General features: G+C 66.9%; 16 protein-coding genes. 7 read left to right on the forward strand and 9 right to left on the reverse strand.

The genetic code is table 11. The annotated features are described in order from the left end of the window. Positions 1-136 precede the first annotated feature (136 nt). The 3 genes from VUG52_RS15655 to VUG52_RS15665 all read left to right on the forward strand — a co-directional run bounded on the left by VUG52_RS15655 (position 137) and on the right by VUG52_RS15665 (position 4,489). Positions 137-1,357, forward strand: a complete 1,221-nt coding sequence (locus VUG52_RS15655) for a putative DNA modification/repair radical SAM protein (protein WP_050705841.1) — start codon at positions 137-139, stop codon at positions 1,355-1,357. Further along, entirely contained in the window at positions 1,354-2,217 is an 864-nt protein-coding gene (locus VUG52_RS15660; RefSeq protein ID WP_050705842.1) for a TIGR03915 family putative DNA repair protein, read from the forward strand. Before VUG52_RS15655 ends, VUG52_RS15660 begins: the two co-directional genes overlap by 4 nt. A 106-nt stretch (positions 2,218-2,323) precedes the next feature. Continuing rightward, a complete protein-coding gene (locus VUG52_RS15665) occupies positions 2,324-4,489 on the forward strand; it encodes a TonB-dependent siderophore receptor (RefSeq protein WP_050705843.1) in 2,166 nt (721 codons plus the stop codon). Positions 4,490-4,655: 166 nt separating this feature from the next. Here the strand turns inward: VUG52_RS15665 and VUG52_RS15670 are convergent, their stop codons facing one another. Genes VUG52_RS15670 through VUG52_RS15690 form a run of 5 tightly spaced genes read right to left on the reverse strand, consistent with a single transcriptional unit; the run spans position 4,656 to position 9,093 of the window. Continuing rightward, a complete protein-coding gene (locus VUG52_RS15670; RefSeq protein ID WP_050705844.1) occupies positions 4,656-5,411 on the reverse strand; it encodes an ABC transporter permease in 756 nt (251 codons plus the stop codon). Continuing rightward, positions 5,411-6,616 (reverse strand): ABC transporter substrate-binding protein, encoded by a 1,206-nt coding sequence (locus VUG52_RS15675; protein WP_050705845.1) that lies wholly within the window; start codon positions 6,614-6,616, stop codon positions 5,411-5,413. The genes VUG52_RS15670 and VUG52_RS15675 overlap by 1 nt, the downstream gene beginning before the upstream one ends. Then, complete coding sequence (locus VUG52_RS15680; RefSeq protein ID WP_050705846.1) at positions 6,603-7,424, reverse strand: ABC transporter ATP-binding protein; 822 nt, start codon at positions 7,422-7,424, stop codon at positions 6,603-6,605. The genes VUG52_RS15675 and VUG52_RS15680 overlap by 14 nt, the downstream gene beginning before the upstream one ends. Then, positions 7,421-8,485: an acyl-CoA dehydrogenase family protein gene (locus VUG52_RS15685; RefSeq protein ID WP_050705847.1), complete on the reverse strand. Its 1,065-nt coding sequence runs from the start codon at positions 8,483-8,485 to the stop codon at positions 7,421-7,423. Before VUG52_RS15685 ends, VUG52_RS15680 begins: the two co-directional genes overlap by 4 nt. A gap of 47 nt (positions 8,486-8,532) precedes the next feature. Further along, a complete protein-coding gene (locus tag VUG52_RS15690; RefSeq protein ID WP_050705848.1) occupies positions 8,533-9,093 on the reverse strand; it encodes a carboxymuconolactone decarboxylase family protein in 561 nt (186 codons plus the stop codon). Positions 9,094-9,195: 102 nt separating this feature from the next. Here VUG52_RS15690 and VUG52_RS15695 point away from each other — a divergent pair, with 102 nt between their 5' ends. After that, the gene (locus VUG52_RS15695; RefSeq protein ID WP_050705849.1) at positions 9,196-10,104 is read left to right on the forward strand and encodes an AraC family transcriptional regulator; all 909 of its coding nucleotides are present in this window, start codon (positions 9,196-9,198) and stop codon (positions 10,102-10,104) included. Between the two features lie 12 nt (positions 10,105-10,116). On the opposite strand, the gene VUG52_RS15700 is transcribed toward VUG52_RS15695, so the two are convergent. Further along, on the reverse strand, positions 10,117-10,995 hold the full coding sequence (locus VUG52_RS15700; RefSeq protein WP_050705850.1) for a DMT family transporter: 879 nt from the start codon (positions 10,993-10,995) through the stop codon (positions 10,117-10,119). A gap of 251 nt (positions 10,996-11,246) precedes the next feature. Further along, a complete protein-coding gene (locus tag VUG52_RS15705; RefSeq protein WP_050705851.1) occupies positions 11,247-12,461 on the reverse strand; it encodes a sugar transporter in 1,215 nt (404 codons plus the stop codon). Between the two features lie 220 nt (positions 12,462-12,681). Here VUG52_RS15705 and VUG52_RS15710 point away from each other — a divergent pair, with 220 nt between their 5' ends. Continuing rightward, positions 12,682-13,998: a hypothetical protein gene (locus tag VUG52_RS15710; RefSeq protein WP_050705852.1), complete on the forward strand. Its 1,317-nt coding sequence runs from the start codon at positions 12,682-12,684 to the stop codon at positions 13,996-13,998. A 186-nt stretch (positions 13,999-14,184) separates the two neighbouring features. Here the strand turns inward: VUG52_RS15710 and VUG52_RS15715 are convergent, their stop codons facing one another. After that, positions 14,185-14,427: a TonB-dependent receptor gene (locus tag VUG52_RS15715; RefSeq protein WP_050705853.1), complete on the reverse strand. Its 243-nt coding sequence runs from the start codon at positions 14,425-14,427 to the stop codon at positions 14,185-14,187. 159 nt (positions 14,428-14,586) lie between these two features. Here VUG52_RS15715 and VUG52_RS15720 point away from each other — a divergent pair, with 159 nt between their 5' ends. After that, complete coding sequence (locus VUG52_RS15720; RefSeq protein WP_050705854.1) at positions 14,587-15,678, forward strand: TerC family protein; 1,092 nt, start codon at positions 14,587-14,589, stop codon at positions 15,676-15,678. Here VUG52_RS15720 and VUG52_RS15725 read toward each other — a convergent pair whose 3' ends face one another. Next, positions 15,679-15,972 carry a DUF1330 domain-containing protein gene (locus VUG52_RS15725; RefSeq protein ID WP_050705855.1) on the reverse strand — a complete coding sequence of 98 codons (294 nt, stop codon included), beginning with the start codon at positions 15,970-15,972 and terminating at the stop codon, positions 15,679-15,681. A 78-nt stretch (positions 15,973-16,050) separates the two neighbouring features. On the opposite strand from VUG52_RS15725, the gene ribBA reads away from it, so the two are divergent. After that, entirely contained in the window at positions 16,051-17,172 is a 1,122-nt protein-coding gene (gene ribBA, locus VUG52_RS15730; protein ID WP_050705856.1) for a bifunctional 3,4-dihydroxy-2-butanone-4-phosphate synthase/GTP cyclohydrolase II, read from the forward strand. The last annotated feature ends 85 nt before the right edge of the window (positions 17,173-17,257 follow it).

Raw genomic sequence — 17,257 nt, forward strand, 5'->3', positions numbered from 1 at the left:
TGGTTCCTCCCCCAACCGTTTGCCCCGATGGCCTTGGCTATCGGGGCTTTTTTATGCCGTCGCACTCATCACAGGTACTTGCCTTCAGACAAATCCCGAAATACTGTATGAATAACCAGTCATTTCGGACCATTCCATGCAGCTCATCGCCAAGCTCGGCATCCTCGCCGACGCCGCCAAGTACGACGCGTCCTGCGCCAGCAGCGGCGCCCCCAAGCGCAGCTCCCGTGGTCGCGACGGCCTCGGCGCCACCGACGGCATGGGCATCTGCCACAGCTACACCCCCGACGGGCGCTGCGTGTCGCTGCTCAAGGTGCTGCTGACCAACTTCTGCCTGTACGACTGCCAGTATTGCGTCAACCGCCGTTCCAGCAATGTGCCGCGGGCGCGCTTCAGCCCCGAGGAGGTGGTGCGCCTGACCCTGGACTTCTACCGGCGCAATTGCATCAGCGGCCTGTTTCTCAGCTCCGGCATCATCCGCTCGGCCGACTACACCATGGAGCAGTTGATCCGGGTGGCCCGCCTGCTGCGCGAGGAGCATGGTTTTCGCGGCTACATCCACCTCAAGACCATCCCTGACGCCGACCCCATGCTGATCGAGGAAGCCGGGCGCCTGGCCGACCGCCTGAGCGTGAACATCGAACTGCCCACCGACGCCAGCCTCGAACGCCTGGCCCCGGAAAAACGCGCCAGCACCATCCGCCAGGCCATGGGCGTGATCCACCACGGCCAGCGGGCCGTCGCCGGCGAACCACGGGCGCCACGCTTCACCCCCGCCGGACAGAGCACCCAGGTCATCGTCGGTGCCGACGCCACCGATGACAGCTCCCTGCTGCGCAACGCCGAGTCGCTGTACCAGGGCTATGGCCTCAGACGCGTCTACTACTCCGCCTTCAGCCCGATCCCCGACAGCCCGTCCAGCGTGCCCCTGGCCGCCCCGCCGCTGCTGCGCGAACACCGCCTGTACCAGGCCGACTTCCTCCTGCGCGGCTACGGCTACAAGGCCGGCGAACTGCTGGGCGAAACCGGCAACCTGGCCCTGGACATCGACCCCAAGCTGGCCTGGGCGCTGGCCAACCGCGAGGTGTTCCCGCTCGACGTCAACCGCGCCGAGCCGGCCCTGCTGGCGCGCATCCCCGGTATCGGCCTGCGCAGTGTGCAGCGCCTGGTGGCCCTGCGCCGCGAGCGGCGCATCCGCTACGACGACCTGATCCAGTTGCGCTGCGTGCTGGACAAGGCCCGCCCGTTCATCGTCACCAGCGACTACCGCCCGGCCCAGGCCGAGCTGCGCAGCGGCCTGCTGCGCGCCCGCCTGCGCGAACCCCAGGCACCGGTGCAGATGGGCCTGTGGGGATGATTGCGCTGGATTGCGGTGACGACTTCGCCACCTGGCGCGACCAGGCGCGGCAACTACTCGGCCATGGCATCGACCCGGCCACGGTGACCTGGGGCCAGGCGCGAATGGACGACCTGCTGGCCGAGCCCACGCCCCTGCCCGCCGGCCCCGGCCCGTTCCGCGCCCGCGTGCCGGCGGCGCTGCTGGCCCAGTTGGAACAGGCCGGTCGCTACCGCGGCGAGCAACGCTGGAACCTGTTGTACGAAGTGCTGTGGCGCGTCGCCCATGGCGACCGCACCGCCATGCTCGCCGGCGACCGCCTGGGCAGCGAGATGCAGCGGCGCATTCGCCAGGTCGGCCGCGAAGCCCATCACCTGCATGCCTTCGTGCGCTTCGTGCCGCTGCCCGAGGCACTGGCCGAACAGTTGCAACTGGACCTGGTGGCCTACCACGAACCGGCCCACGACATCCTCGACAGCGCCTGCGGGCATTTCGCCGATCGCCTGGGGCGCCAGCGCTGGTTGATCGCCACCCCCCTCGACGGCGTGCGCTTCGACGGCCAGCATTTGGACTACCGACGCCAATGCCCGGAGCAATGGCGGCAGTGGGCGCGCAACGCCGAGGACCCCGGTGCCGAGCTGTGGCTGGCCTACTACCGGCACACCTTCAACCCCGCCCGGCTCAACCCCGGCGCCTTGCGCCAGCACCTGCCCGGGCGCTTCTGGCGTCATCTGCCGGAGGGCCCGCTGATCCCCGAGCTGGTCGGCCAGGCGCGCCATGGCAAGCAGCGTGACGGACAGGCGCTGGAGGTCGGGCGCCAGCGGGGCAAACGGATTGCCGCAGGGAGCCACTCAACCAATCCAAATGAATTGAATTTGTGAAAAATTCATCATTTTCAGCTTCGAATGCATTGTTGCGGGGCTGACAATCCGACACACTTATTGCTAATTATTCTCATAAGCACTAGCAATAAGGATAAAGCCCGGCATGTCACTGCACGTCTCCCCTCACCGCTTTACGCCCACCCGCAACCTGCTGGCCATGGCCATCTGCATGGCAACCCTCACTCCCGCGCTGGCCGAGGAGCAAGCGCCGGCGGTGATCGAGCTGGGCGCCACGGCCATCAACGACAGCAGCCTGGGCAGCACCACCGAGGGGTCGAAGTCGTACACCACCGGCTCCATGGCCACCGCCACCAAGCTGCCGCTGACCATGCGCGAAACGCCCCAGGCGGTGACCGTGATCACCCGCCAGCGCATGGACGACCAGGGCATGACCAGCATCAACGACGTGGCCCGGTACACGCCGGGGCTGTTCCTCAACCAGTCCAATGGCCCGGGTCGGCAGACCTACAAGGCCCGCGGCTTCGATGTCGACAACATCATGTACGACGGCATCCCCAGCGCCTACACCGGCTGGGTGGTCGGCGCCCAGCCCAACCTGGCGATGTTCGACCGGGTCGAGGTGGTGCGGGGCGCCACCGGGCTGGTCACCGGCTCCGGCACGCCGTCGGCGGCCATCAACCTGGTGCGCAAGCGTCCGCTGGCGGAACAGAAGGTCACCCTCACCGGCGCCGCCGGCAGCTGGGACAACTACCGCGGCGAACTCGACGCCTCCAGCCCGCTCAACGACAGCGGCACCCTGCGCGGCCGCGTGGTGGCCTCGTACCGCGACGCCAACGGTTTCCGTGATGGGCAACAGGAGGATCACGGGCTGTTCTACGCGATCACCGAGGCCGACCTGGGCGAGGACACCACCCTGACGCTTGGCCTGTCCCACCAGAAGGACAAGACCAACGTGTTCTGGGGCGCGATCCCCACCGACCTCAATGGCCACCATCAGGACCTGCCGCGTTCGTACAACCCGGCTACCGACTGGGAGGTCAAGGACCAGGAGATCAACACCCTGTTCGCCGAGCTGCGCCAGCGCCTGGCCAACGACTGGAAGCTGCAGGTCAACGCCATCTACAGCGAGCAGAACGCGCTGTTCCGCGGCTCCTACCAGTCGCGCTGGGACCTGGCCAAGCCGCTGAGCCGCACGGTCTACCAATCGGCCCACGACGAGAACCAGCTGGGCCTGGACACCTTTGCCAGCGGCCCGTTCGAGGCCTTCGGTCGCAGCCACGAGCTGGTGGTCGGTGCCAGCAAGCGCATCTACGACATGACCGAGCGCAACTACAGCCCCTACGACCTGGACTACCCCATCGATGGCGGCAAGCCGGACTTCCTGCACACTGGCAGCAGCCGCTACCTGATCAACCAGGAAGGCGTCTACACCACCACCCGCCTGAGCCTGGCCGACCCGCTCAAGCTGATCCTCGGCGGGCGCCTTGACTGGTACGACTACGACCAGCGCGGCAGCAACGAGGGCGACTACAAGGTGACCCGCAACGTCACCCGCTATGCCGGCCTGATCTACGAGCTGGACGAGCACCACTCGCTGTACACCAGCTACACCGACATCTTCCAGCCCCAGGACAACAAGGACCCCAGCGGCACGCCGGTGCGGCCGATCGAGGGCAAGAACTACGAAGTGGGCATCAAGGGCGAGTACTTCGACGGTGCACTCAACGCCAGCCTCGCGGTGTTCCGCATCGACCAGCAGAACCGCGCGGTCGAAGTGGACAAGAGCCTGTGCCGGGCCGGCCAGTTCGCCTGCTACGAAGCGTCAGGCGAAGTGCGCAGCCAGGGTATCGACTTCGAGCTGCAGGGCGCGTTGACCGAACAGTGGCAGATCGGCGCCGGCTATACCTATGCCCGCGTGCACACGGTCAAGGACGCGAAGAACCCGGAAAAGGTCAACAAGCCGTTCGAATCCGACACGCCGCAGCACCAGTTGAAGCTGTTCACCACCTACCGCTTCCAGGGCCCACTGGAGAAACTGCGGATCGGTGGCGGCGTCACCTGGCAGAGCCGCATGTACAACGACTTCACCGTGGCCGACGGCAGCAGCTACCGCCTCGAGCAGGGCGCCTACGCCGTCACCGACCTGATGGCCGGCTACGCGGTCAACCAGCACCTGGACCTGCAGCTCAACGCCAACAACGTGTTCGACCGCAAGTACTACTCGTCGATCTCCAAGTCGGTGAACTATGGCGGCGATACCTTCGGCGATCCGCGCAACCTGATGCTGACGGCCAAGTACAGTTTCTGAGTCCCAGGGCACAGGGACGCGCCTCTAGGCCTCACGCGCTCCCCCTGTAGGAGCGGCCTTGTGCCGCGAAAGGGCTGCGTAGCGGCCCCAGGATTTCAGCGTTGATACAAGGATCGCTGGGGCCGCTTTGCGGCCCTTTCGCGGCACAAGGCCGCTCCTACAGGCTTCACGCATGCACCCATCGCCGATGCAGCCCGCGCGCCAAGGCATCGAGCATGAACCCCAACACCCCGATCAGCAGCACCATCGCCATCAACTCCGAGTAGGCCAGCCGATCACGGGTATCAAGGATGAAATAGCCCAGCCCGGCACTGACCCCAAGCATTTCGCACGGCACCAGCACGATCCACAGGATGCCGATGGCCAGGCGCACGCCGGTCAGCACATGGCCGATCACCCCGGGGATGATCACCTTGCACAAGGTCTCCCAACGCGTGGCGCTGAGGCTGCGGCTCAACTGCAGCCAGCGCGGGTCGAGCTGGCGCACCCCGGCGGCGGTGTTCAGCAAGATCGGCCACAGCGCGGCGAAGGCCAGCAGGAAGTAGATCGGCTGGTCGCCCACCCCCATCAGCATCACCACCACCGGCATCCACGACAGCGGCGAGATCATGCGCAGGAACTGGAACGCCGGCGTGGTCGCCGCCTCCAGATGCCGGTAGCTGCCCACCAGCAGGCCCAGCGGCACGCCGATCAGCAGCGCCAGCAGCAGGCCGACGAGGATGCGCTTCAAGCTCACCCAGATATGCCCGTAGACCTCGCCCTGCCCCAGCAGCTCCACCAAACTCTGCAGCGTGGCCTGGGGCGCGAAGCGCGCCGACAGGCCATCGGCGGTGCCGAACAGGCGCACGCCCGCCCACCACAGCAACAACAGCGCCGCCAGACCCGCCAGGCCCAGGGCGCCATGCACGACATGCCTGCGCATCAGACCGCGAACTCCTCGCTACGCTGGAAGTTCTCGGCGATGCCGAACGCGGCCGGGCCGCCCACGGCGGCGATGGCGTTGCGCACGAAGCGCTCGTCCACCAGGTCGCGGGCAGTCTGCGCCGGGTCCAGGCCGGCGAGGAAATCGCTCTCGCCGACGATCAGGGTGTTCTTCAGGCGCTTGACCAGTTCCTCGGTATAACTGGGGAACGGGTAAGGCTGGAAGTCGATGCGCTTCTCGTCCCATTGCTGGTGCTGGATCGCACCGCTGGCGATGTAGCCGGCGCGGTCTTCGGCGGAAGGCGCCAGCACCTTGGTCAGCACCGCCGGCTCGTGCGGGGTGTACTTGTTGGGGCCGGCCTTGGACAGCAGCGCGGCGGCCTCGGCACGGTGCTCGCGGGTCCACTGCTGGGCCTTGACGATGGCGTTGACCACCTTCTGCGACCACTCCGGGCGATTGTTCAGGTCGTGCTCGTGCATGAACACCACGCAGCAGGCATGGTTGCGCCAGACATCGCCGGTGAAACGCTGCACGCGGCCGACCTTTAAGTTCTCGGCCAGGGCGTTGAACGGCTCGGCGACGATATAGCCGGCGATGCGCTTGCTGGCCAGGGCCGGCGGCATGTCCGACGGTGGCAGCACCAGCAGGTTGACCTCGTTGTCCGCCAGTTGCGCGTCGGCCGGCTTGGACACGGGCTTGAGGCCGTTATCGCCGAGCATCTGCTGCAGCACCACGTTGTGGATCGAGTACCAGAACGGAATGGCCACGGTCTTGCCGCCGAGCTGCTTCATCTCGGTGATGTCCAGGGCCACGGTCAGGCCCGAGCCGCCGACGTGGTTCCAGGCCACGACCTTGGCCGGCACCTTGCTGCCATAGCGTGCCCACACGGTCATCGGCGACAGCAGGTGGATGACATTGACCTGGCCGGAGATGAACGCCTCGATCACCTGCGCCCAGCTGCGCAGCAGTACCGGGCGCTCGGCCTTGATGCCCTCGGCCTCGAACAGGCCGTTGTTGTGCGCCACCAGCAAGGGCGTGGCGTCGGTGATCGGCAGGTAGCCGATGCGCACCGGCGCGTCCGGCTCGGCGGCGGCCCGGGCCTGCAGGCTCGACAGCAGCGGCACGGCGCCGGCGGCGGTGAGCATGGCGCTCAGCTTGAGAAAATCGCGACGGGACGTCGTGGAACAGCAGTCATCCATGCACATGGACAGCCTCCGAGGGCAAGGGGGATGGAGTGGGTTCGGCTGTGCGGCTTGCCCGCCGAAGGGTTTTCAGGATCTCGATGCGCAGCGCGCCCAGTTCCTCGACCCGCTGCGCGCGCGGCTGCGGCAGATCGATGTGCCACTGGCCGAGGGTGCGCGCCGGGTGGTTGCCCAGTAGCAGCACACGATCGGACAGCAGCAGGGCTTCGTCGATGTCGTGGGTGATCAGCACGGCGGCGGTGTTGTGGGTGGCGATCAGTTGCAGCAGCAGTTGCTGCATGTCGGCCCGGGTCACCTCGTCCAGCGCGCCGAAGGGTTCGTCCAGCAACAGCACCTCGGGCTGGCGCGCCAGGCAGCGGGCCAGCGCGGTGCGCTGGGCCATGCCGCCGGACAGCTGCGCCGGGTACTGGCCACGGGCGTGAGCCAGGCCCACCGCGTCGATGGCGTGGTCGATCCGTGCGCGCCGCTCGGCCGCCGGCAGCTTGGGCTGGCGGGCGAAGTCGAGGCCGAAGGCGACGTTCTTCTCAAGGCTCAGCCAGGGCAGCAGGCTGGGGTCCTGGAAGGCCACTGCCAGGCGCGGATGCGGCCCCTGCAACGGCTCGCCACGCAACTGCACGCTGCCGCCACGGGCCTGCTGCAGGCCGGCCAGCACGCGCAGCAGGCTGGACTTGCCGACCCCGCTGGGGCCAAGGATGCTGACCACCTCCCCCGGCGCCAGCGCCAGGTCGAACTGCTCCAGCACCGCCTGCCAGCCACCCTCGCGCGGGTAGCCCAGGCTGATGTCGCGGGCTTCGAGTAGCACGTCGGTCATGCAGAGGCCGCCTGGCGTTGCAGCTCGGCGCGCAGCTGCACCAGGCTCGGGGTGACGATCGGCACGAACGCCGACTCACGCCAGCGGCGGGCGAAGCCCTCGCCGTAGGCGCTCAGGTAGGCCTTGCCACCACTGGCCTGCAACTCCAGCTGCACGGCGTCGGCGGCGCATTCGGCGAGGGTGATGCGCAGTTTGAACAAGGCGGCCGGCTGGCTCTGGAAGCGGCCGTCGAGCAGCCCCTGCTTGAGCTCGGCGACGGTGTTCTCCAGGCGCTCGGCGAGCACCTGGCGAGCCTCCTCGAGGAACGCGCCACGCTGCTGCAGGTGTGCCTGTGCCTCATCCAGGGCGCGGCGAGCCAGGCCAATGGCCATGCCGCACTGCAGCGCCAGGAACGCCGGGCGCACCCTGGGCAGGAACTCGCGGGCGTTGTCGTGCAGCAGCCAGTCGCGGGCCAGGGGTACCTGGTGGAAGGCCAGCGCCGCCGTGTTGCTCGATTGCAGGCCCATCAGTTGCAAGTCGTCGGAGCGCTCCAGGCCCGGCGCGTTCGACGGGATGGCGACCACGAACGGCGCGCCGCCGGCGTCGTCCTCGATGGCCGCGGCCACCACGAAGCCGCGCTTGCGCAGGTTGGTCACCCAGTGCAGGCGCCCCTCCAGGTTCCAGCCGTCGCTCGCGGCGCGGCCACGCACCTGCAAGGCCTCGATACCGGAAAGGAATTTCATGGCGTTGGACAGGCCGGTGGCCCCGGCCAGCTCACCCTTCAGCAGGTCGGGCAGCAGCCGTTCACACAACGCCCGGTTGGGGCTTTGCAGCAGGTATTCGATGAAGGCGCGCTGGCCCCAGCAGACAAAGGCCGCGGCCAGCGAACGGCTGGCGATGGCGGCGATGGCCTCGACCGCCGCGCTGACGTCGCCACCCGAGCCCCCCAGGGCCGGGTCGACGCCAATGCGCAGCAGTTGCGATTCGGCGATATGCGCCAGCACCAGGTGTGGATCGCACTGGCCCTGGTCGATGGCCTCGGCATTGGCATCCAGCCAATGTCGAAATGCATGATCAAGCATGTCCCTACTCCTGTTGAAACGCCGGGCACGCCGGCATCAGGCCCCGATCAGGCCGAAGGCTGCCAGCGGTACTTGCCGAGCTCGTCGTTGAGCGGCGTCTGGGCGAACACATTAGCAAAGTTGCACAGGGTTGCGAGGCTCACGCCGAGAATCACTTCCAGGGCGTTGCCTTCGCTGAAACCGGCATCACGGAATGCCTGATAGGTGACGTCAGAGACGTTGCCACGGGTGGCGATCACCTCACGGGCGAAGGCGGCCAGGGTCTCGTAGCGGGCATCGGGCAGCTCGCCACGGGCACGCAGGGCATCGACCACCTCCTGGGGCAGCTTGGCCTTGTTCAGGGCCACGGCGGTATGGCCGGCGACGCAGAAATCGCAGCCATGCTGGGTGGCGGCGATCAGTTGCACCACTTCACGCTCGGCCAGGGTCAGCTCTGACTTGCCGTTGAGCGCCGAGACGGTGACGTAGGTTTCCAGCGCCGCCGGAGCGTTGGCCAGGATGCCCAGCAGGTTGGGGATGAAGCCGGAGTTCTTCTGTGCGTTCTCGAGGAACGGGCGGGCGGCTTCCGGGGCGGTCTGCAGGCTGTGTAGAGTGATGCGTGCGGACATGGAGTGGTCTCCTTTGATGTAGGTCGCTACAGTCTGTTGGTTATAAGAAGTAGCATCCATATTCATCAGTCGCCTTTCCTTGCTCCAGAGTCCTTGCATTAGATGATTTCTTCCAGCCCCCTCGTCGATTGGTTATTAGAGAGCCTGGAGCTCGACGCCAGCCTGTTCCATGTCGGCCGCTACTGCGGGGGCTGGCACGCCAGCACCCAGGGCATGGGCCGGGCCAGTTTCCACCTGGTGGTGCAGGGCCATTGCTGGCTGCATATCGATGGCCAGGCGCAGCCACTGCGCCTGGAGAGCGGCGATGCGGTGTTCCTTTTGCGTGACCTGGCCTATCGGCTGTCCGGCGACCAGGATGCCACCGATGCCTGCGCCCAGCCGCGCCGGAGCATGCAGGCGCTGGATCTGGAAGCCGGGGACGGCGTGGGGCTGGTGTGCGGGTTCTTCCACTTCCAGTCGGGGTTGTCGTCGCTGATCGTCGACGGGCTGGCGGACTGGATCCTGCTGCGCGCCAACGACCCAGCCGCCGGCGCGGCGCGGGCACTGTTCGGGCTGATCCTCGAGGAATGCCGACGCCCGCAACCTTCGCAGGCGCTGCTCGAACGCCTTACGCACCTGTTGTTCCTGTATGTGCTGCGCCAGCAGGTGCATGCCGGCCTGTCACTCGGAGGCCTGGTCGCCCTCGCCCGCCAGCCGGCCTTCGCCGGCTTGCTGGAGCGCTTGATCGAGGATCCGGGCCAGCCCTGGACGCTGGAAAGCATGGCCGCCTGCACGGGACTGTCGCGATCGGCGTTTTTCAAGCGCTTCAATGAACTGGCCGGACAGTCGCCCGGGCAGGTGTTGCTGGCGCTGCGCATGCGCCATGCCTGCCAGTTGCTCAAGGCGGGCAATACCGTCGAACAGGTGGGCGCGCAGGCGGGCTATCAGTCAGTGGCGGCCTTTACCCGGGCGTTCGCCAAGGCGGTCGGCGTGCAGCCGGGGGCCTATCGCAAACAGCAGGGTGCGGGCTGAGGGGCATGCCCCTCAGGCTCGCCGCTGCATCCAGGCCGCCCCCAGCCCGCTGAGGCAGATCACCGCGATGCCGACCAGGCTGGTGCCGTCCGGCACCTGGCCGAACACCACCAGCCCCAGCAACCCGGCGAACACGATCTGGCAATAGCTGAACGGCGCCAGCAACGCCGGCGCGGCATGGCGGAACGCCTGGGTCAGCAACAGGTGCGCGGTCATCCCGCAGCCGCCCAGCGCCAGCATCAGCGGCACATGGGGCCATTGCGGCACCTGCCAGAAGAACGGTACCAGCGCCGTCATGATCAGGGTGTTGCACAACCCTGCGTAGAAGTTGCTGGTGGTCGGGCTGTCGTGGGCCGCCAGCTTGCGCGTCAGCAACTGGTAGAAGCAGAACCCCAGCGCCGAGCCGAAGGGGAACAGGATGGCCGGGGTGAACATCGCCCCGCCCGGGTGCACCACCACCAGCACGCCGATGAAGCCCAGCACCACCGCCGCCCACTGCCCTGGCGTCACTCGCTCCTTGAGCAGCGGCACCGACAGTGCGGTGACCAGCACCGGCGCGAGGAAGTTGACCGAGGTCGCCTCCGCCAGCGGCAGGTACTGCAGCCCGGCGGTGAACAGCAGGCTGGTGCTGAGCAGGCTCAGCGCGCGCAGGGTCTGCAGCAACGGCCGGCGGGTACGCAGCACCGCGAGGCCCGCCTTGGGCAGGAAGATCCCGGCCATCAGCAGGGTGTGCACCAGGTAACGCACCCAGACCACCATGATGATCGGGTAGATCCCACCGAGGAATTTCGACAGTGCGTCGTGGCTGGCGAACAGGAAGGTGGCCACCACCACCAGGGCGATGCCGCGCAACGGCTGGTTGACTCCGGACAGCGGCGAACTGGAACTCATGAGGCTCTCGGGCGATGGCCCCGGCATGGTGTCGGGGCATGGGCGGATTCTAGAAGAGAACCCGCGAGCGCGACAAAGCCTTGTGGTCCAACTGGTACATTCTGTTCGCTGATCGACCACTTTTGCCAACGTGTTGTTCAGCTTCAGCAGGACATTACCCAGCCCTTTTGGCTACGCCGTCGCGCAGAGCTAAAAGGTTGAACATCGTCTGCGCGGGCTCGTGTCGCAAAAGGGCTGCACAGCGGCCCGGCTCACGCTTGGCCGGGAGCCCCTGTCAGTGCTTCGCGAAAGCGTCGGGTACTGGCCACCGCCAGCAGCAGGCCGACCACCGCCACGCCGCCACCGACCAGGCCGATATGCGCCACGCCCAGCTGGCTGCTGACGATGCTGCCCAGCAGCGCGCCGCCGCCGATGCCGATGTTGTAGATCCCCGAGAACAGCGCCATGGCTACGTCAGTGGCATCCGAGGCGAGCTTGAGGGTCTTGGACTGCAAGGCCAGGCTGAAGCTGAGGATCGCCACGCCCCAGACCATGCTCAGCCCGGCGAATACCGGGAAGTTGCCCGACAGCGGCAACAGCAGCAACAGGCAGACGGCCAGCGCACCGATGGCACCCACCAGGAAGCCATGGGGGAAGCGCTCGCTGTAGCGGCTGAACAGCACTGACCCGAACACCCCGGCGCCACCGAACATCAGCAGCAGCAGCGTGGTGCGCTCGCCGCCGATCTGCGCCACGTGCAGGGCGAACGGTTCGATGTAGCTGTAGGCGGTGAACTGCGCCGTGATCACCAGCGTCACCAGCAGGTAGGTGATCACCAGCGCCGGGCGCTTGAACAGGACCGGCAGGCTGCGCAGCGAGCCGGAGTTCTGGCTCGGCAGCAGCGGCAGCGACTTCATCAGGCACAGCATGGTCGCCAGCGCCACCCCGGCAATGCACAGGAAGGTGATGCGCCAGCCCAGCGCCTCGCCCACCACCCGCCCCAGCGGGATGCCCATGACCATCGCCAGGGTGGTGCCGGTGGCCAAAAGGCCCAGCGCCTTGGCCTGCTGGCCGGGCGGCGCCACGCGCACCGCCAGCGACGCGGTGATGGCCCAGAACACGGCGTGGGCCAGGGCGATGCCGATGCGGCTGACCAGCAGCATGGCGAAACTCTGCGACAACCACGACAGCAGGTGGCTGGCGATGAACACCAGGAACACCAGCAGCAGCAGGCGCCGGCGCTCGATGTTGCGGGTCATCAGCATCATCGGCAGCGATGCCAGCGCCACCACCCAGGCATAGATGGTCAGCATCAGGCCGACCTGCGCGGTGGTCATCTCGAAGCTGCGGCCGATATCGCTGAGCAGCGCCACCGGGACGAACTCGGTGGTATTGAAGATGAACGCCGCCAGGGCCAGGGCGATGACGCTCAGCCAGCTGCCGTTGCCGGCTGTGGGGGGCATTGAGGTGGGTACGGGTCCATTCATGTGAAGAGGTTTTTCTCCGCGGGCAAGGCAACAGGACGCGCATCGCCTGCCCAGGTGCCAGGCCGGTGACGCACGTTTGATTATTGGAAGGATGCCCAGCATGGTACGCATCAAGCCCGGGCCTCACAACCACGGGCGCGGACGGAGTACCATGCGCGCTTCCATGCACCATTTTGTTGCATGGCCACCCACCCCGCGGAACAAGGAGTTCGATCCGCCCATGGACAAGCAGCACCCCCAGCAGCAGTGGCGCGAGGCGGTCATCGCCCACGCCGAGGCCATCAACCGCTATGTCGCGCAGGGCCGTGCGCAAGGCTGGGACAATCTGGAGGAGCCGCAGGCACCGACCACCGAACACCTGCTCGACGCCTGGCTGGCGGCGCTGCGGGCCATCAACCGGCCCGGCGTCGACCCGGCACAGCGCCAGCTGTTCCGCGAGGCCTGGCCGCCGGCGCACTTGCCGCTGGTGCCCTTGTTCGAGGAACAGGCCCAGGGCATCGGCAACCTGCTGCTGCTCGACGACGGCAGCCTGCTGGCACGCATCGGCATGCCGTTCGACCGGGGGCAGGTGCTGCGCATCGACGACCAGGGCGTCACCCCGGTGATCGGCGTCGAGCATTTCGGCCGCTGCCCGCAACGGCGCTACTACGCCCTGGCCAATGCCGAAGGGGTGCGCGTGACCGATGGCTGGGGCGGCCCGCAGGTGGCCAGGCTGGCCTGGCCCCATGGCCTGGAAGGGTTGCCCGCCGGCTACCCGTTCGACCCCCTCGACCTGCCGCCGATACCCACCGCGCTGCTGCCCTTCCCCGATGGCCAGCGGGTCCTGCTGGTCAGCAGCGACGGCATCTTCGTGCTCGCCGCCGACGGCGCCACGCGCCTGCTGCCACGAGAGGACGAGATTCTCGACGACCTGCGCCGGGGCACCGACCCGGACGATATCGTCCTGGGCCTGGCCATGGAGCATGCCGCGCTGTCACCGGATGGCCGGTTGATCGCCCTGGGCGAACAATGCGGCCGACACCTGGTGCTGGACGAGCAGTTCAAACCCATCGCCGAAGTCGGCCCGGCCAGCGAATACCCGCACTTCGCCCTGTTCAACCGGCGTGGCGACCAACTGATCCTCAATGCCTGCCACTTCTACCGGGGCGGCACCGTCGGCGTGCGGGTGGCCGACCTGCAGGGACTGGATACCGGCTTCTACAGCGAGGACCCGCGCACGCCGCTGTTGCAGGATGGCGCGCGAATCTACGCAGGCGTCACCCGCGACGGCGAGTACATCGTCGGCGACGCCCATGGCTACCTGCGTGCCTTCGGCGAGGACGGCAGCGAGCACTGGCAGCACTACCTCGGCTCGACCATCAGTGCCATGGACATCAGCGCCGATGGCCGCACCCTGGCGGTGGCCAGCCATGCCGGCTTCATTTCACTGATTGCCCTGGACAGCGGCCGGCCGCAATGGCAGATCGGCACCGGGGCGCATGGCGAGGTACGGCGCTGGGTGTGCTGGAAGGGGTTCGAGCAGCCGCTGGCCTGGTAGGTCGGCGGCGCCGGGAATGGAGCTGAAAGCATGACCTGCGTGGGAGCGGGCTTGACCCGCGATCACCGGCGAAGCCGGTGCCTTACACCGAATCGCGGGTCAAGCCCGCTCCCACGCAGTAGTCACATCAATGAATCATGTTTTCCCATGAGGACGAGCGCACCCGTCAGAACGCGTAACGCGTAGTCAGCATGAAATTGCGCGGATCCCGTAGTAGCCCCCGCTGTAGAAGCCCAGGTTGTTGAAGTATTTCCTGTCGGTCAGGTTGTTGCCGTTGAGGGTCACCGACAACTGCTCGGTCACCTGGTACCTGGCCATGGCGTCCAGGGTCAGGTAGTCGGACTGGGTGTAGCGAATGGTCTCGCCGTACGCGCTATTGGTGATGGCGGTGGCGCATCCCAGAATCTTTACGATGCGAATATTTCGCATTAATTGGACCCAGGCAAAGAAATGTAACAGCCTGCCATTCGGCAAGCCCGGCGATCGCGACTAGGCTCAAGATCATGTGATGCCGGGCCCCTCTGACGGTTTGCGCCGCCATGTCGGAATCACTGTTGCCTTGCAACGTCGACAATCAAGGAGGGGCTCATGACGGCTCTGCAGCATTTCCTCTTCACGCCTTTTCTCGGCACCAGCGCCTGGTTGTGGCTGGTCTTCATCACCATCGTCATCGCCTTGCTGGTCCTCGACCTGGGTGTGTTGCACCGCCAGGACCGCGAGATCGAGATGCGCGAAAGCCTGCTGCTGTACTCGGGCTACTTCAGCGTCGGCGTGCTGTTCGGCCTGTGGGTCTGGTTTGAGCTGGGCGCGCAGCCGGCGCTGGAGTTCTACACGGGTTTTCTGGTCGAGCAGTCGCTGTCGATGGACAACGTGTTCGTCATGGCGATGATCTTCAGCTTCTTCGCCATCCCCCGCCGCTACCAGCATCGCGTGCTGTTCTGGGGCATCCTCGGAGTGGTGGTGCTGCGGGCGATCATGATCGGTGTGGGCGCTGCGCTGGTGCAGCACTTCGCCTGGGTGCTGTACCTGTTCGGCGCCTTCCTGTTGTTCACCGGGGTGAAGATGGCGCTGTCGAAGGACGACGCCCATCCGGACCTGGCCAACAACCCGGTGTTGCGCTTCGTGCGCCGGCACATGCGCGTCACCGACCAGCTGCATGGCCGGCACTTCTTCGTCCAGCTCACGCCGCCCGGGGCGACGCGGGCGATCCGCTATGCCACGCCGCTGTTCCTGGCCCTGGTCTTGATCGAGCTGGCCGACCTGGTGTTCGCCGTCGACAGTGTGCCGGCGATCTTCGCCATCACCCAGGACCCGTTCATCGTCTACACCTCGAACATCTTCGCCATCCTTGGCCTGCGCTCGCTGTACTTCGCCCTGGCGGCGCTGATGCACCGCTTCGTCTACCTCAAGTACGCGCTGGCGCTGGTGCTGATCTTCATCGGCTGCAAGATCTTCTGGCACGGGCTGGTGGGCAAGGTGCCGGCCGGGATATCGCTGGGGGTGACGTTCGGATTGCTGCTGGGCGGGGTGCTGTTGTCACTGCTGCGCACCCGTGACCAGTCGCCACCCGCCGATACCGACGCCGTGCAGGACACGCCGCCGCCCGCCGCGGACAAGCCGGCGACACCACGCCCTGCCGGCGAAAACCCGGAGAAGAAAGACCCGCACCTGCGGGTCTGATCAAGGGGCGAGTCCTTCGACGATGATCACCTGGGCCAGCGCCACGCCCTGGCGATGGCGGCAGGCATCCTGGTACAGGTCCGACCGGTAGCAGGCCACCGCCTGCTCGTAGGAGTCGAACTCGATCACCACGCTGCGCTGTGGCGTCGCGCGCCCTTCCATCGCCTCGCTGCGTCCGCCCCGGGCCAGGAAGCGCCCGCCAAAGGCGGCAAAGGCCGCCGGGGCGCGCTGGGTGTACTGCTGGTACTGTTCGGGGTCGGTGACATCCACATGGGCGATCCAGTAGGCCTTCATTCGTCGCGCTCCTGTTGCACGGTCATTTGTGTATTATGGTATACCATAAAACCCACCTGACCAGCATGAGCGTGCAGCATGGCTTTCAACAGCATCGAAGAACTCCTCGAGGACTACCGCCAGGGCAGGATGGTCCTGCTGGTGGATGACGAAGACCGGGAAAACGAAGGCGACCTGCTGATTGCCGCCGAGCGCTGCGACGCCCAGGCGATCAATTTCATGGCCCGGGAGGCGCGCGGCCTGATCTGCCTGACCCTCACCGACGAACACTGCCAGCGACTGGGCCTGGAACAGATGGTGCCAGGCAATGCCAGCGTGTTCGGCACCGCCTTCACCGTTTCCATCGAGGCCGCCAGCGGCGTCACCACCGGCATTTCCGCCGCCGACCGGGCGCGCACCGTGGCCGCCGCCATGGCCGCGGATGCCCGCCCCGAGGACCTGGTGCAACCCGGCCACATCTTCCCCCTTCGCGCCCGTGAAGGCGGCGTGCTGAGCCGCGCCGGCCACACCGAGGCCGGCTGCGACCTGGCGCGCCTGGCCGGGTTCACCCCGGCATCGGTGATCGTCGAGGTGCTCAACGATGACGGCAGCATGGCCCGCCGCCCGGACCTGGAGGTATTCGCCGCCCGCCACGGCATCAAGATCGGCACCATTGCCGACCTGATCCACTACCGTCTGAGCACCGAGCAGACCATCAAGCGCATCGGCGAGCGCGAGCTGCCCACCGTGCACGGCACCTTCCGCCTGGTCACCTACGAGGACCACATCGAAGGCGGCGTACACATGGCCATGGTCATGGGCGATATACGCCGCGACCAGCCGACCCTGGTGCGCGTGCACGTGATCGATCCGTTGCGCGACCTGGTCGGCGCCGAGTACGCCGGCCCCGCCAACTGGACGCTGTGGGCGGCGCTGCAGAAGGTCGCCGTCGAAGGCAACGGGGTGGTGGTGATCCTGGCCAACCACGAATCCTCCCAGGCCCTGCTGGAGCGGGTGCCGCAACTGACCCGGCCGACACGCCCCTACCAGCGTGGGCAGTCGAAGGTGTACTCGCAAGTCGGGACCGGCGCGCAGATTCTCCAGGACCTGGGCGTGGGCAAGCTGCGGCACCTGGGGCCGCCACTGAAGTACGCGGGGCTTGCCGGGTATGAACTGGAGGTGGTGCAGAGCATTCCATTCGAGCCGGGGTTGGTTACCTGACCCCGCATCCGCAGTAGCCACGGGGTGATGGCCGGTCGACGCCGAGCTCTTGCCAAAATTTTGGAATACCATAATATGACATCCC

Origin of the sequence: Pseudomonas sp. LH21 (genome assembly GCF_036549575.1) — a bacterium.
GTDB lineage: Bacteria > Pseudomonadota > Gammaproteobacteria > Pseudomonadales > Pseudomonadaceae > Aquipseudomonas > Aquipseudomonas peradeniyensis.